11 protein-coding genes are annotated in these 13,482 nt (G+C 75.8%); 4 read left to right on the top strand and 7 right to left on the bottom strand.

All coding sequences use genetic code 11. The features are described 5' to 3' along the window. On the bottom strand, positions 1–1,291 hold a 1,291-nt coding region (gene eccD / locus F8274_RS25415), incomplete at its 3' end, for a type VII secretion integral membrane protein EccD (protein WP_151464888.1). Positions 1,292–1,391: 100 nt separating this feature from the next. On the opposite strand from eccD, the gene eccCa reads away from it, so the two are divergent. The 4 genes from eccCa to F8274_RS25395 all read left to right on the top strand — a co-directional run bounded on the left by eccCa (position 1,392) and on the right by F8274_RS25395 (position 8,373). Beyond that, positions 1,392–5,348, top strand: a complete 3,957-nt coding sequence (eccCa, locus tag F8274_RS25410) for a type VII secretion protein EccCa (protein ID WP_151464887.1) — start codon at positions 1,392–1,394, stop codon at positions 5,346–5,348. Between the two features lie 62 nt (positions 5,349–5,410). Further along, a complete protein-coding gene (gene mycP, locus F8274_RS25405; RefSeq protein ID WP_192579981.1) occupies positions 5,411–6,733 on the top strand; it encodes a type VII secretion-associated serine protease mycosin in 1,323 nt (440 codons plus the stop codon). A gap of 89 nt (positions 6,734–6,822) precedes the next feature. Next, positions 6,823–7,620: a phosphatase PAP2 family protein gene (locus tag F8274_RS25400; protein ID WP_151464886.1), complete on the top strand. Its 798-nt coding sequence runs from the start codon at positions 6,823–6,825 to the stop codon at positions 7,618–7,620. A gap of 30 nt (positions 7,621–7,650) precedes the next feature. Continuing rightward, entirely contained in the window at positions 7,651–8,373 is a 723-nt protein-coding gene (locus tag F8274_RS25395; RefSeq protein WP_151464885.1) for a phosphatase PAP2 family protein, read from the top strand. Between the two features lie 29 nt (positions 8,374–8,402). On the opposite strand, the gene F8274_RS25390 is transcribed toward F8274_RS25395, so the two are convergent. The 6 genes from F8274_RS25390 to F8274_RS25365 all read right to left on the bottom strand — a co-directional run. After that, the gene (locus tag F8274_RS25390; RefSeq protein WP_151464884.1) at positions 8,403–9,581 is read right to left on the bottom strand and encodes a MarP family serine protease; all 1,179 of its coding nucleotides are present in this window, start codon (positions 9,579–9,581) and stop codon (positions 8,403–8,405) included. A gap of 87 nt (positions 9,582–9,668) precedes the next feature. Then, positions 9,669–10,361 (bottom strand): CoA pyrophosphatase, encoded by a 693-nt coding sequence (locus tag F8274_RS25385; RefSeq protein ID WP_151464883.1) that lies wholly within the window; start codon positions 10,359–10,361, stop codon positions 9,669–9,671. Further along, positions 10,358–10,960, bottom strand: a complete 603-nt coding sequence (locus tag F8274_RS25380; protein WP_151464882.1) for a TlpA disulfide reductase family protein — start codon at positions 10,958–10,960, stop codon at positions 10,358–10,360. The genes F8274_RS25385 and F8274_RS25380 overlap by 4 nt, the downstream gene beginning before the upstream one ends. Then, positions 10,957–11,736, bottom strand: coding sequence for an endonuclease III (nth, locus tag F8274_RS25375; RefSeq protein ID WP_151464881.1), 780 nt, complete (start codon positions 11,734–11,736; stop codon positions 10,957–10,959). Before nth ends, F8274_RS25380 begins: the two co-directional genes overlap by 4 nt. 61 nt (positions 11,737–11,797) lie before the next feature. Further along, positions 11,798–13,000 (bottom strand): CapA family protein, encoded by a 1,203-nt coding sequence (locus F8274_RS25370; RefSeq protein ID WP_151464880.1) that lies wholly within the window; start codon positions 12,998–13,000, stop codon positions 11,798–11,800. Between the two features lie 86 nt (positions 13,001–13,086). Continuing rightward, the coding region (locus F8274_RS25365; protein ID WP_151464879.1) for an adenosylcobinamide amidohydrolase at positions 13,087–13,482 on the bottom strand (396 nt) is incomplete at its 5' end.

Raw genomic sequence — 13,482 nt, 5'->3', positions numbered from 1 at the left:
GGTACGGGGAGACCGGCCGCCGGGCGTACGTGGCGCCGGCCGCGACGGCGACCAGGGCCAGGACCAGCCCGCCGACGCTCAGCGCCAGCCGGCCGGCCGGACCGGCCCGGTCGGCGAGCACCGCCCCGAGCAGGGCGTACCCGGCCAGCCCGGCGGCGACGGCGGGCACCCGGTGCCGGACCGCCACGAAGAGCCGGGAGCGCAGCAGCAGCACCCCGCAGCCCACCGCCACCAGCAGCCGGCCGGCGAGCCCGCCGGCGGTGACGAGCACCGCGGTGGCCGCGACGGCCAGCACGGCGTGCCCGAGCAGCATCCCGGTGAGCATCTCCTCGGTGCGGGCCACGGCCGCGTGCACCCGGGCCCGGTCGGGCAGGCCACGGACGCCGGGCGGGGTGCCGGCCGGCACGGGCAGGGTGATCGGCGGCAGCGGCACCTTGCCGAGGCGGATGGCCAGCAGCGGCAGCCCGCCGAGGGCGAAGACCAGCGCGCAGAGCAGCACCGCGGCGGTGCCGGCCGGGTCGAGGAACAGCCCACCGAGGCCGGCCGCCGCACCGGCCACGCCGGTCGTCGCGCCGGCCAGGAAGACCCGGGACCGGCTCGCCACCCCGAGCAGGCCGAGCACCGACACCAGCAGCAGCGCCACCGAGCCGGCGAGCAGTTCGGGCGCGCCGACCCAGGGCAGCGGACGTAACGGGCCGACCGGGTCGCCGGAGCCGACCGCCAGGGCGCCGGCCGCGGCGGCCCAGGGCAGCGCGTAGCCGCCGAGGGTGGCCCCGACCGGCCCGTCGCCGTAGGCCCGGGAGGCGGCGGTGGCGGCGAGCACCAGGAGCAGGGCCACCACGGCGGCGACCGGCCAGCCGTTGCGCGGCCCGGGGCCGGCAGCCAGGACGGCGAGCAGCCCGACGGCCAGCGGCATCCCCGCCCCGGCCAGCGCGGCGGCCCGGGTGGCCCGGGGCGACCAGGCGGCGCCGCGGCGGCGGGCACCGTCGGCGATCGCCTCGATGACGTCGTCGTACTCCAGTTCGGGCCACTCGGCGCGGGCCGGGACGAGGTGCAGCACCTCGCCGTCGCGGACGCCCTGGGGCAGCAGCGCCTGGGCGGTGGCCAGCACCGCACCGTCGGTGCGCCGCAGCACCCAGCCGCCGTGCCGTTCGCCGTCGTCGGCCAGGCCCTCCCCGGCGTGCCGGAGCACCTCGGGCAGCAGCTCGGCGAGGGGGATCTGCTCCGGCAGGGCCACGTCGACCCGCCGCCGGGGGGCGCTGATCGTGACCCGGGCCAGCCCGCTTGTCATCGATGTCTCTCCATATCGAGCGGGAACGGTGGCTGACGGACGAGTGGACTTTACCTACGATGAGCCAGGCTCAGGTTACCGAGAGCCATGGGGAGGCCGAGTGTCCACTGTCGTCATCAAGCGGCCGCCGCGCCGCCCGGCGCCGGAGATCCCGGCCGGCGAGCTGCCGGTGGAGGCGCCGCCGGAGATCCCCGCGGTCGCCGGGGGGCGCTGGCAGCAGGCGCTGATGGTGCTGCCGATGCTCGGCGGGACGGTGGCCATGGCCATGATGTTCGGCCGGGGCGGCGGGGCCTACTCGTACGTGGTGGGCGGCATGTTCGGGCTCTCCTCGGTGGCGATGCTGGTGACCTCGTGGGGCAGTGCCGGGCCGAAGAAGTCGGAAATGATGGCCGCCCGCCGGGAATACCTCCGGCACCTCGCCGCGCTGCGCCGCCGGGTCCGGGAGACCGCCGGAGCACAGCGGGCCGGGCTCTACTACCGGCACCCCGACCCGGGGCGGCTCTGGTCGACGGTGGACAGCCACCGGGTCTGGGAGCGCCGGCCGGGCGACCCGGACTTCGCCGTGGTGCGGGTCGGGGTCGGCCCGCAGACGCTGGCCACTCCGCTGCTCCCGCCGGTCACCCGGCCGCTCGACGAGCTGGAGCCGATGACCGCGGGGGCGTTGCGACGCTTCCTGGACGCGTACTCGGTGGTGCCGGACCTGCCCGTGGCGCTCTCGCTGCGCAGCTTCGCCCGGGTCTTCGTCCGCGGCCCGGCCGGCGACGTCCGCGGGGCGGGCTCCCCGGCGGCCCAGGCGCTGGCCCGCGCGGTGCTCACCCAGCTCGCCGTCTTCCACGCCCCCGACGAGCTGCTCGTCGCGGTCTGCGCCGGGCCGGAACGCCGGGCGGCATGGGAGTGGGTCAAGTGGCTGCCGCACGCCCACCACCCGGCGCGCACCGACGCGCTCGGCCCGGTCCGGCTGGTCACCAGCTCGGCGGCGGAACTGGAACGGCTCCTGGGCGACGTGCTGGGCAGCCGCTCCCGGTTCAGCCCGGCCGGTCCGGCCACCGACGGGCCGCACGTGGTCGTGGTGCTCGACGGCGGCGACCTGACCGGCGCCACCGACCTGGCCGGCGACGGCGGGATCGACGCCGTCACCGTGCTCGACCTGGACAGCCCGCCACCGCGCCTGCTCGACCGGTACGCCCTCCTGCTCGACCTGGTCGACGGCCGGCTGCACTCGCAGTCCACCGACGGGCACGCCGAGGTGGGCACGGCCGACGCGCTGGAGCCGGCCGACGCCGAGGCGGTCGCCCGCCGGCTCGCCCCGCTGCGCCTGGCCGGCACGGCACGCGGACCGGACGCCCCGCCCGGCGCCGAACCCGGCCTGCCCGAGCTGCTCGGCCTCGGCGAGCCGGAGAGCTTCACGGCCGAGCAGGGCTGGACGCCCCGGGCGGCCCGGGACCGGCTCCGGGTGCCGATCGGGGTGGGCGCCGACGGCGGGGCGATCGAGCTGGACCTCAAGGAGTCGGCGCAGGACGGGATGGGCCCGCACGGGCTGCTCATCGGCGCCACCGGGTCGGGCAAGTCGGAGCTGCTTCGCACACTGGTGCTCGGGCTCGCCGCCACGCACAGCTCGGAGCAGCTCAACTTCGTGCTTGTCGACTTCAAGGGCGGCGCCACCTTCGCGCCGTTCGAACGGCTGCCGCACACGGCCGCGGTGATCACCAACCTGGCCGACGCGCTGTCGCTGGTCGACCGGATGGTCGACGCGATCAACGGCGAGCTGATGCGCCGGCAGGAGCTGCTGCGCCGGGCCGGCAACTTCGCGAGCGTGCGCGACTACGAGCGGGCGCGGGCGGCCGGCACCCCGCTCGCTCCGCTGCCGTCGCTGCTGCTCGTCTGCGACGAGTTCTCCGAGCTGCTCTCCGCCAAGCCCGACTTCATCGACCTCTTCGTGCAGATCGGCCGGGTGGGCCGCTCGCTCGGCGTGCACCTGCTGCTCGCGTCCCAGCGGCTGGAGGAGGGCCGGCTGCGCGGGCTGGACACCCACCTGTCGTACCGGATCGGGTTGCGCACCTTCTCGGCGCTGGAGTCCCGGACGGTGCTCGGCGTGCCGGACGCGCACGAGCTGCCCCGCAGCCCGGGGCACGGCTACCTGCGCTCGGGCACCGACCCGCTGGTCCGGTTCAAGGCCGCGTACGTCTCCGACAGGGTGCGCCCGCGCGGCGGCCCGGCCGGCGGGGCGGGTGCCGCCGGACCCCGGCTGCTCGCCTTCTCCACCCACCTGGTGCCGGCGCCCGAGCCGGCGACCTCGGCCGCCCTGCCGGCCGAGGAGGAGACCGGCGAGAGCCTGCTCAACCTGATGGTGGGGCGGCTGGCCGGGCAGGGCCCACCGGCGCACCAGGTGTGGCTGCCTCCGCTGGACTCCGCGCCCTCGCTGGACGAGCTGCTCGGCCCGGTCGGCGCGGATCCGGCGCGTGGCCTCACCGTGGGCAACCCGGAGCTGCACGGCGCCCTCCAGGTGCCGGTGGCCGTGGTGGACAAGCCGTTCGAGCAGCGCCGGGACCTGCTGTGGCTGGCCCTGGACGGCGCGGCCGGGCACGTCGCGGTGGTCGGCACCACGCGCAGCGGCCGGTCCACCCTGCTCCGCACTCTGGTCTGCGCGCTGGCGCTCACCCACACCCCGGCCGAGGTGCAGGTCTACTGCCTGGACTTCGGCGGCGGGACGCTTGGCGCGCTGCGCGACCTGCCGCACGTCGGCGGGGTCAGCGGCCGGACCGACGACACCGCGGTACGCCGGACCGTCGGTGAGATCGCCGCCCTGCTGACCGAGCGGGAGCGGCGGTTCGCCGAGGCGGGGGTGGAGTCGATGGCGGCCTGGCGGCGGCGACGGGCCGCGGCACCGGCCGGGGGCCACCCGGCCGCCGACCCGTTCGGCGACGTGTTCCTGGTGGTCGACGGCTGGAACACCCTGCGCGGCGAGTACGAGGACCTGGAACCGCTGGTCACCGAGCTGGCCACCCGGGGCCTGGCGTACGGGGTGCACGTGGTGGCGAGCGCACTGCGCTGGTCGGACTTCCGGCCGGCGATCCGGGACCTCTTCGGCTCCCGGCTGGAGCTGCGCCTCGGCGACCCGGCCGACTCGATGGTGGTCAAGCGCGCCCTGGCGGCGACCGTGCCGAAGGAACAGCCGGGGCGGGGCATCACCGCGGCCGGGTTGCACTTCCTGGCCGCCGCGCCCCGGGTCGCCGGCCTCGGCGACGAGACCGCGGACCTGGTCAAGGCCGTCGCCGGGTCCTGGGCGGGACCGGTCGCGCCCAGGGTGCGGCTGCTCCCGCCGGTCCTGCCCTACGCCGAGCTGGACCAGGCTGCCACCAGCGGGCTGGCCTTTCCGATCGGGGTGGCCGAGGCGGACCTGCGCCCGGTGGTGCTGGACTTCGCCACCGAGCCCAACTTCGTGGTCTTCGGCGACGCCGAGTGCGGCAAGTCCTCGTTCCTGCGCGCGCTGGCCACCTCGATCGTCCGGCGGTTCACCCCGGAGCAGGCCCGGGTCATCCTGGTCGACTACCGGCGCAGCCTGATGGGCACCATCGAGACGGCGCACCTGATCGGCTACGGGACCGCCGCGCCGCACACGACCGAGCTGGTCGAGTCGGCGGCCGGCTACCTCCAGGGCCGGCTGCCGGGGCCGCACGTCACACCGGCCGAGCTGCGTACCCGGTCGTGGTGGACCGGCCCGGAGCTGTTCGTGCTGGTGGACGACTACGACCTGGTTGCCGGCGGGCCGACCAACCCGTTGCGGGCGCTGGAGGAGCACCTGCCGCACGCCCGGGACGTCGGCCTGCACCTGGTGCTGGCGCGCCGCTCCGGTGGCGCCGGCCGGACCTCGTTCGAGCCGATCATCCAGCGGCTGCGGGAGCTGTCCACGGCCGGGCTGGTGATGTCGGGCGGCCCGGAGGAGGGCCCGCTCGTCGGCCAGGTGAAGGCGGGGCCGCTGCCACCGGGCCGCGGCCGGCTGGTGACCCGGCGCGAGGGCGTACGACTGGTACAGCTGGCCCATCTCCCACCTCCGTGACCGGAGTTGCACCGTGAGGCGCGGGAAAACCGGTAATCTCCGAGCAGCATGTGTCTGACGCGATGAAATGGCTGGGGAATGTGACCAGGGATCGGCATGGAGTTCCCACCGCGCCTCCCCGGCGTCTCGCCGGTCGCGCGCTGCTGGCCGCGGTGGCGGCCGTGGCCGCCGTGGCCGGTCCGCTCGCCCCGCCCGCCCAGGCCACCGCCGCACCGGCCACCGCCCGCCTGGCGCCGGTGGACGAGTTCACCGGGGCGGACCCGAGCCGCGACGGCCAGTGGCAACTCGCCGCGTTGCGGGCACAGGCCGCGTGGCAGACCTCCACCGGTCGGGGCGTCATCGTCGCGGTGGTCGACTCCGGAGTGGACGCTTCCCACCCGGACCTGGCCGGCCAGGTGCTGTCCGGCGTGGACCTGGTCTCGGGAGGCGTCGACGGGCCCGACCCGGTGGGGCACGGCACCACGGTGGCCGGCCTCATCGCCGGGCGCAGGGACGACGACCGCGGCGCGGTCGGGCTGGCACCGGATGCCAAGATCCTCCCGGTCCGGGTGCTCGACCAGGAGAACCGGTACGACGACGCGGGCACCGTCGCCGACGGGGTGCGCTGGGCGGTCGACCACGGCGCTCGGGTGATCAACCTCTCCCTCGGCGGCAGCGACACGAGCGAGTCCCTGGCCGCCGCCATCGACTACGCCTTCGCGCGCAACGTCGTGGTGGTCGCCTGCACGGGCAACCTGGCCACCTCGAAGGGCCGCGATGTCTGGTACCCGGCCCGCGAGCCGGGCGTCCTCGCCGTCACGGGGCTCGACGGGAACGACAACCTCTGGTCCGGCTCCATCACCGGTCACGAGACGGTGCTCAGCGCCCCGGCCACCGCCATCAACGGCGCCCGTCCCGGCGGATACTGGCTGGTGCAGGGCACCAGCTTCGCGGCGCCGCTGGTCGCGGCGACGGCGGCCCTGGTCCGGGCCCGGTACCCGCAGATGTCGGCCGCGGACGTGGTCAACCGGATCACCACGACGGCCCGGGACCTGGGGCCCACGGGCCGCGACGACCGGTTCGGCTACGGCATGGTGGATCCGGTGGCGGCGCTGACCGCCGACGTGCCGCCGGTGCCGCGCAACCCGCTCGACGACAACGGCTCCCCCGGAACGGTGGGCTTCGGCTGGGCGCCCGGCATGGGCCCGGACTCCCGGGCCGCCGGGGCGGGCGGCGACCCGTTCGCCGTCGCCGCACCGGAGCAGCAGACCCGGTGGGCGGCCCGCCCGGCCGGCCAGGTCACCGACTCGGCGCGGGAGCGGCTCTGGCCGGGGCTCGCCCTGTTCGTCGCCCTGGTCACCAGCGCCGCGCTGGTGGTCCGCCGGGTGCGCCAGTCCCGCCGCTGACCGACGACGGCTCCAGGTCGCGGCGCGGCCGAGCTGGAGTCCTCGGACCGCCCGTCTGACCGGGCCTCACCCTGGGTAGGGAACAGCGCATGAACACGCCCGGCGGTCTGATCTCCACTCGCGAGCGGTCCTGGCGGCGCCGCCGCCTCGACCCGGACCATTCGCTGGGGCTCCGGCTGACCCTGGCCGCCACCGCCGCGTTCCTGGTGCTGGTGCCGTTCGCCCTGCTCGCGCTGCTGGTGCTGGGCGCGTGGTCGCCGCTGTCCCGGCTGGACGCCGCGATCACCGACGCGCTGCACGGGTACGCCGTCGACCACCCGGCCTGGGTCCGGCTGACGGAGGTCTGGACCCACGTCTTCGGGCCCGGCCCGCTCCGGGTGGCCGCCCTCGGGGTGGTGGTGTGGCTGCTGTGGCGCGGCGCGCCCCGGCTGGCCCTCTGGGTGGTCACCACGATGACCGTCGGTGGGCTGCTCGGCGCGCTCCTCAAGCTGCTCGTGGGCCGGCACCGGCCGGACCTGCTCGACCCGGTGGCCCGGGCGGCCGGCTACTCCTTCCCGTCCGGGCACGCGTTGAACGCCACCCTGGCCGCCGGGGTGCTCCTGCTGGTGTTCCTGCCGTTCGCCCGGCACAGCCGGCCGTGGCGCGGCGTGCTCTGGGCGGCCGCGGCGCTGATCGCGGTGCTGACCGGGCTCAGCCGGATCGCGCTGGGCGTGCACTGGACCAGTGACGTGGTCGGCGGCTGGCTGCTCGGCGTGGCGGTGGTGGCCGCCACCGCGGCCGCGTTCTCCACCTGGCGGACCCGGGTCGGCCGGCGGCCGGCGCGTACGGTCCGGGAGGGCGTTGAGCCGGAGCTGGCCGAGCCGGAGCCGGACGGCCGCCGCGCGTAGTCGGGCACCGGTCGGGGTATTGAGCGCCCCATGTCCGATGTCGCGGTCCAGATCGCCCGGCGGGTGCTGCTGCCGGTCACCCTGCTCTTCGCCGTCCTGGTGGGGTTGGGCCTGCTGGTCACCCGGGTGCTCGAGACGACCTGGCCGTTCACCGTCGAGGACACGGTCAACCGCGAGTTGGCCGCGCACCGGACATCCGACTGGAACGACGTCTCGCTGGTGTTCAGCACGCTGGCCAGCACCCAGCTGATCGTCGTGGTGACCGTGCTGGTGGCGCTGGTGCTGCGGCTGGTGCTGCACCGCTGGCGGGAGCCGATCTTCCTCTGCGCCGCGGTGAGCGCGCAGGCGCTGATCTTCCTCTTCACCACGATGGTCATCGACCGCCACCGGCCGGCCGTCGAGCACATGGACGACTCGCCGCCGACCTCCAGCTTCCCCTCGGGGCACACCTCGGCCGCGATGGCGCTCTACGTCGGCATCGCGGTGCTGCTCGCGCTGCGGGCGCGGAGCACACCGGCCAAGGTCGGCTGGTGGGCCCTTCTCGTGCTGGTGCCGGTCGGGGTCGCGCTCACCCGGATGTACCGGGGCATGCACCACCCGAGCGACGTGGTGGCGTCCTTCCTCAACGGCGGCGCCTGCGTGGCGATCATGGCGCGCGCGGTGCTGGACCGCACGCGCACCTGGGGCCGGGCCAGGCTGCCGCTCCGCCGTTCCGGCGGCGACGTGACCCCGGCCAGGACCGCCGCCGGCTGACCACCGGCGGCGGCTGGATCACCGGCGGCTCAGGTGCACTCGCCGGTGGCGACCCCCCGGGTACGCTCCGCGCCGGCCAGGGCCACCGACCGGGCCTCGGCGGCGGTCACCGCGAAGCCGGTGTTCGGGTCGTCCGCGGCGGCCGCGAAGATCACGCCGAGCACCAGCCCGTTCGAGGAGACCAGCGGGCCGCCCGAGTTGCCGCTGCGGACCAGCGCCCGGATCGTGTAGATCTCCCGGGTCACGTCACCGGACGAGTAGATGTCCGGCCCGGTGATCCGGTCGACGTCCCGGATGCGGGCCGGGCGGGCGTCGTACGGGCCGTCGAGGGGGAAGCCCAGCACGATGGCGTCGGCCCCGCTGCCGGCCTCGCCGGCGGCGAAGCGCAGCGACGGCCCGGGCAGCCCCGGAACGTGCAGCACGGCCAGGTCCCGCGCGGGGTCGTAGACGACGACCTCGCCGTCGTAGCGCTCGCCGCGCAGCTCCACGGCCACCGACCGGGTGCCCGCCACCACGTGCGCGTTGGTCATCACCCGGTCGTCGGCGTAGACGAAGCCGGAGCCCTCGATGCGGCGCGCGCAGCTCGGCGCGGAGCCCAGCACCTTCACCACCGCCCGCTGGCTGTTCTTCACCACCTGCGAGTTGGCCAGCGTCGGGTCGGGCGGGGAGACCTGCCGGGCCCGGGTCGGCGCGAGGTCGCCGAAGACGTCCGGGAAGCCGTTGGTGTCGACCGTGTCGCGCAGTGCCGTGGACAGCTCCTGCGCCTGGTCCGGCAGGACCCGGTCGACCACGGTGAGCAGGGCGCTGTTGCGCACCGAGGAGGCCAGCCAGGGCACCGACGAGGAGCCCAGCGGCACGGCGACCAGCCAGGCCACCAGCATGACCGCGAAGACCGAGATGACCGCGCCGCCGGCGTCGTCGATCTTCCGCCCGGCCGGCCCGGTGATCGCGGCCCGGAGGTTCGAGCCCAGCCAGCCGGCCAGCGCCTGCCCCAGCACGGCCAGCCCGAAGATGGCGACCAGGGAGATCAGCACGCGGGTCCCGCTGTCGCTGAACTGCCGGGCGACCAGGGGCCCGAGCTGCAGGCCGAGCAGCGCGCCCAGGAAGAAGCCGGAGAACGAGAGGGCCCCGATGACGAAACCCTGACGGTATCCGCTGATCGCGAACACGAGCATGAGCAGGAGCAGTACGAGATCCACGGCGGACACGCCCCCAGGGTACGGGCACCGTGCCCGCAACAGGCTGACCGCTCGCTGAACGTGACCTTCGGATCCGTGCGGGTGATGCCCGCCGGGTCAGCGGACAGGGCTCTCGTCGACCGCGTCGGTGCCGGCGGAGGGGGCCGGGGCGGCAGCGGCCGGCGGCAGCTCCACCACCCGGGAACGCGGCCACGGGCGGGCCCAGCCGCCCATGTCCAGCAGCGTGTGCAGCACCCCGGCCGTGAAGCCCCAGACCAGCATGCCGCGCACCGAGAAGGCCGGGCCGATCCAGCCGCTCGGGTGGCGTACCCGCATCCGGTTCTCCGGGTCGACCAGCTCGGCGACCGGCAGCCGGGCGACGTGCGCCACCTCGGCCGGCTCGCGCGGGTGCACCGGGTGCGGGGCGTGCCACCAGGCGAGCACGGGGGTGACCACGAAGTCGCTGACCGGGATCCACAGCTTGGGCAGCTCGGCCAGCACGGTCACGCTGGCCGGGTCGAGGTCGACCTCCTCGTTCGCCTCGCGCAGGGCGGTGGCGCTGGCGTCGGCGTCCTCCGGGTCGGCCGCGCCGCCGGGGAAGGCCGGCTGCCCGGCGTGGTTGCGCAGCGTGGCGGCGCGCTGGAGGACCAGCACATCCGGGCCGGCGCCGGGCTCCTCGCCGAGCAGCACCAGCACGGCGCTCTCCCGGCCGCCGCTCTCCGGCGTGGTGAGCCGGGTGAAGTCCTCGGCCCGCGCGGTGCCGAGCCGGCCGAGCAGCGGGTCGAGCCAGTCCGGCGGCCGCCGGGTCACAGCCGCACCCCGAGGTGGGTGCGGACCAGCTCGGCGAGGCGGGCGTCGTCCAGCGCGCCGGTCGAGTCGGTGTGCCGGATCCGCCCGTCGGCGTCGACCAGGACGGTCAGCGGGAAGGCGTTGCGGCCGAGCGCCCGCTCGAACGCGTCACCCTGGTCGACCAGCATGGGGAACCGGACGCCGAAGTCCTCGCCGATGGACTGCGCGCCGCCGCGGCTGTCCCGGCTGTTGACCCCGATCACCTGCAACCGGCCGCCGGCCCGCTCGCTGAGCCGCTGGAAGGCGGGCAGCTCCTTGCGGCACGGCGGGCACCAGGACGCCCACACGTTGATCACCGCCGGCCCCCTGATGTCGCGCACGTTCACGGGGGCGCCCCCGGTGAAGCAGGAGAGCGCCAGGTCGGGCAGTGGATCGCCGGCGGCGCCGGACGGGGCCCGGCCGGACGCCGGGGCGGCGGTCAACGGGGCGCAGTCGGCGAACGGCGAGGGGCGCTCGGCGCGGGTGGCCGGCGCCGGGCCGGCCGGCTCCTCGGTCGTGGCGGTGCAGCCGGCGACCGCGAGCAGCAGCGGGACGAGCAGGTGGGCGAGCCGGCGGGTCACGGCACCTCCGCCGCGACGGCCTGCTGCGGCACCAGGTCGGGGTCGAGGCCGACGGCCGCCGCCAGGTCCCGGGCGCGGGGCCCCTTGAGCAGCTTGGCCGCGGCCACCGGATCGGTCGGCCCGGTGCCGTACGAGGGGCAGAGCTTCGCCAGCGTGCAGGCGCCGCAGGCCGGCTTGCGGGCGTGGCAGACCCGCCGGCCGTGGAAGATGATCCGGTGCGACAGCATCGTCCAGTCGCGCTTCGGGTAGAGCGCGCCGATCGCGTGCTCGATCTTGACCGGGTCGGTCTCGGTGGTCAGCCGCCAGCGCTGCACCAGCCGCTGGAAGTGGGTGTCGACGGTGATGCCGGGGACGTCGAAGGCGTTGCCGAGGATCACGTTGGCGGTCTTGCGCCCGATGCCCGGGAGGGTGACCAGGTCGGCCAGCCGGCCGGGGACCTCGCCGTCGTAGCGCTCGCAGAGAGCCTGGCCCAGGTTGATCAGTGAGCTGGTCTTGTTGCGGTAGAAGCCGGTGGGCCGGATCAGCTCCTCCAGCTCGGCGCGGTCGGCCCCGGCGTAGTCCGCCGCGGTGCGGTAGCGGGCGAACAGCTTCGGGGTGACCTCGTTGACCTTCTTGTCCGTGCACTGCGCCGACAGGATCGTGGCGACGGCCAGCTCCAGCGCGTTGGAGTGGTCGAGTTCACAGTGCGCGTCGGGGTGGGTTTCGGTGAGCACCCGGCCGATCCGCCGGGCACGGCGGGTGCGACCGAGGTCGGTCTCGGGGGAGGGCGTGGTCACGCCGGTCAGCCTACGTCGCGGGGACGACGTCCCGTCGGGCCCACGCGGGCGGCGGTGCCGCTCAGCCACCCGCCGGAGCGCTGATCTTGCCGCTCCCGTCGAGCTTGGCGCCGGTCTCCGGGAAGTCGGCCCGGCTCACCTCGCGGACGAGCCCGAGGCCCCGGTCCTGCCCGTCGACGGCCGGCCGGCCCACGCTGTTCATCGCGGTCGAGGTGAACTCGCCCCCGACGAAGCGGCCCTTCGCGGTCAGCGAGACCTTGAGCACGCCACCCCAGCCCAGCCGGCCGGAGCTGTTCAGCGACTTCCCGCCGCCGGCGAAGTTGCCCAGGCTGTAGGCGATCAGCCGCCCCTTGTAGAACTCCATGCCGCGCAGCACGTGCGGGCCGTGCCCGATCACCAGGTCGGCGCCGGCGTCGATCACGGCATGGGAGAAGCGGATCGGGTCGCCCCGGTTCTCTCCGAAGAACATCTCGGTGCCGGGCTTCACCCGGGTGCGGTCGGCGCCCTCGGCGCCCATGTGCACCTGCACCACGACCAGGTCGGCCATGCCCTTGGCCATGGTGATGACCTGCTTCGCGGCGTCGATGTCGACCAGGCTGTTCGACCACGGGTACGACGAGAAGCCCGCCACGGCGACCTTCACGCCCTTGACGTCGACCACGGTGATCTCGCCGGGCGCGCCGGTGTGCTTGAGCCCGTGCGCCTCCAGCGCCGACTGGGTGTTCTCGTAGCCCTGCTGGCCGTAGTCGTAGCCGTGGTTGTTGGCCTGGTTGAGCAGCTGGAACCCGGCCGAGCGCAGGTGCGCCGCCCAGCCCGGGGGCGCCCGGAACTGGTAGCAGTTCTTCGGCTTCGGGCCGCACTTGCCGGCGCCGGTGTCGTCGGTGAGCGGCTCCTCCAGGTTGCCCATCACGAGGTCGCCCTTGAGCGCGGCCTTGACGTCGTCGAAGAAGCCCTTCCCGCCGTTGCCCGGGAGCCGGGACGGGGCGTTGCCCATGATCACGTCCCCGGTCGCGGTCAGCGAGATCGACTTCTCGGTCGACCCGCTCGGCGCGGCGGCCTGGTCGCCCTCGGCCGGCCCCCCGGATGCGGTCGAGCCCCCGCCCTGGCCCGGCTGCCAGAGGGGCCCGTCGCCGGAGCCGGCGTCGCCGCAACCGGCGGCGAGCAGGACGACGAGCACGGCGCCGACGGCGGCGGCCAGGCGCGCGCGGGGACCGGCGGAGCGGCGGCGACGGGGACCAGACACGGAGAGGGCGGCAGCGTACATCGTGGGCGACGCTACCGGCCCGGAAGCGCGGCGACGAGGGCCGATCGGTCGGAAAACCCGTCGGCCGGGCCGGGGCCGGTCCACGCTCACCCCTCCCGCCGGTGGGACCACGGCACGACGGTGCCGGCGCCGCCGGCCAGGACGGCCGCGTGCACGGCCCGCGCCAGCGGGGCGCCCCAGGCCGAGCGGGGGCCGGCGTACGGGGCCGGATCGCCGTCGGCCGGGCAGAGGACGGTGACCGCGTCGGTGGGGGTGCCGGTGGCCGGCAACCCCAGCTCCCAGATCGCCTGTGCCTTCGCCTCGGTGGCCGTGGCCACCGCGTTCACCAGCGCGGCGTCGCCGAGCCGGGCCGGCACGTACACGACGATGTTGACCGTGCCGACCCGCTGGGCCGGGGTGGCGGGGGCGGGCGCGGCGGCCCAGACCGGCATGCCGAGCCCGACCGTCGCCCAGACCCGTACGCCGCCGTCCGTCCGGGGCAC

The organism is Micromonospora sp. AMSO31t, assembly GCF_008868175.1.
GTDB lineage: Bacteria > Actinomycetota > Actinomycetes > Mycobacteriales > Micromonosporaceae > Micromonospora.
This window is presented reverse-complemented; position numbering and strand designations above follow the sequence as displayed.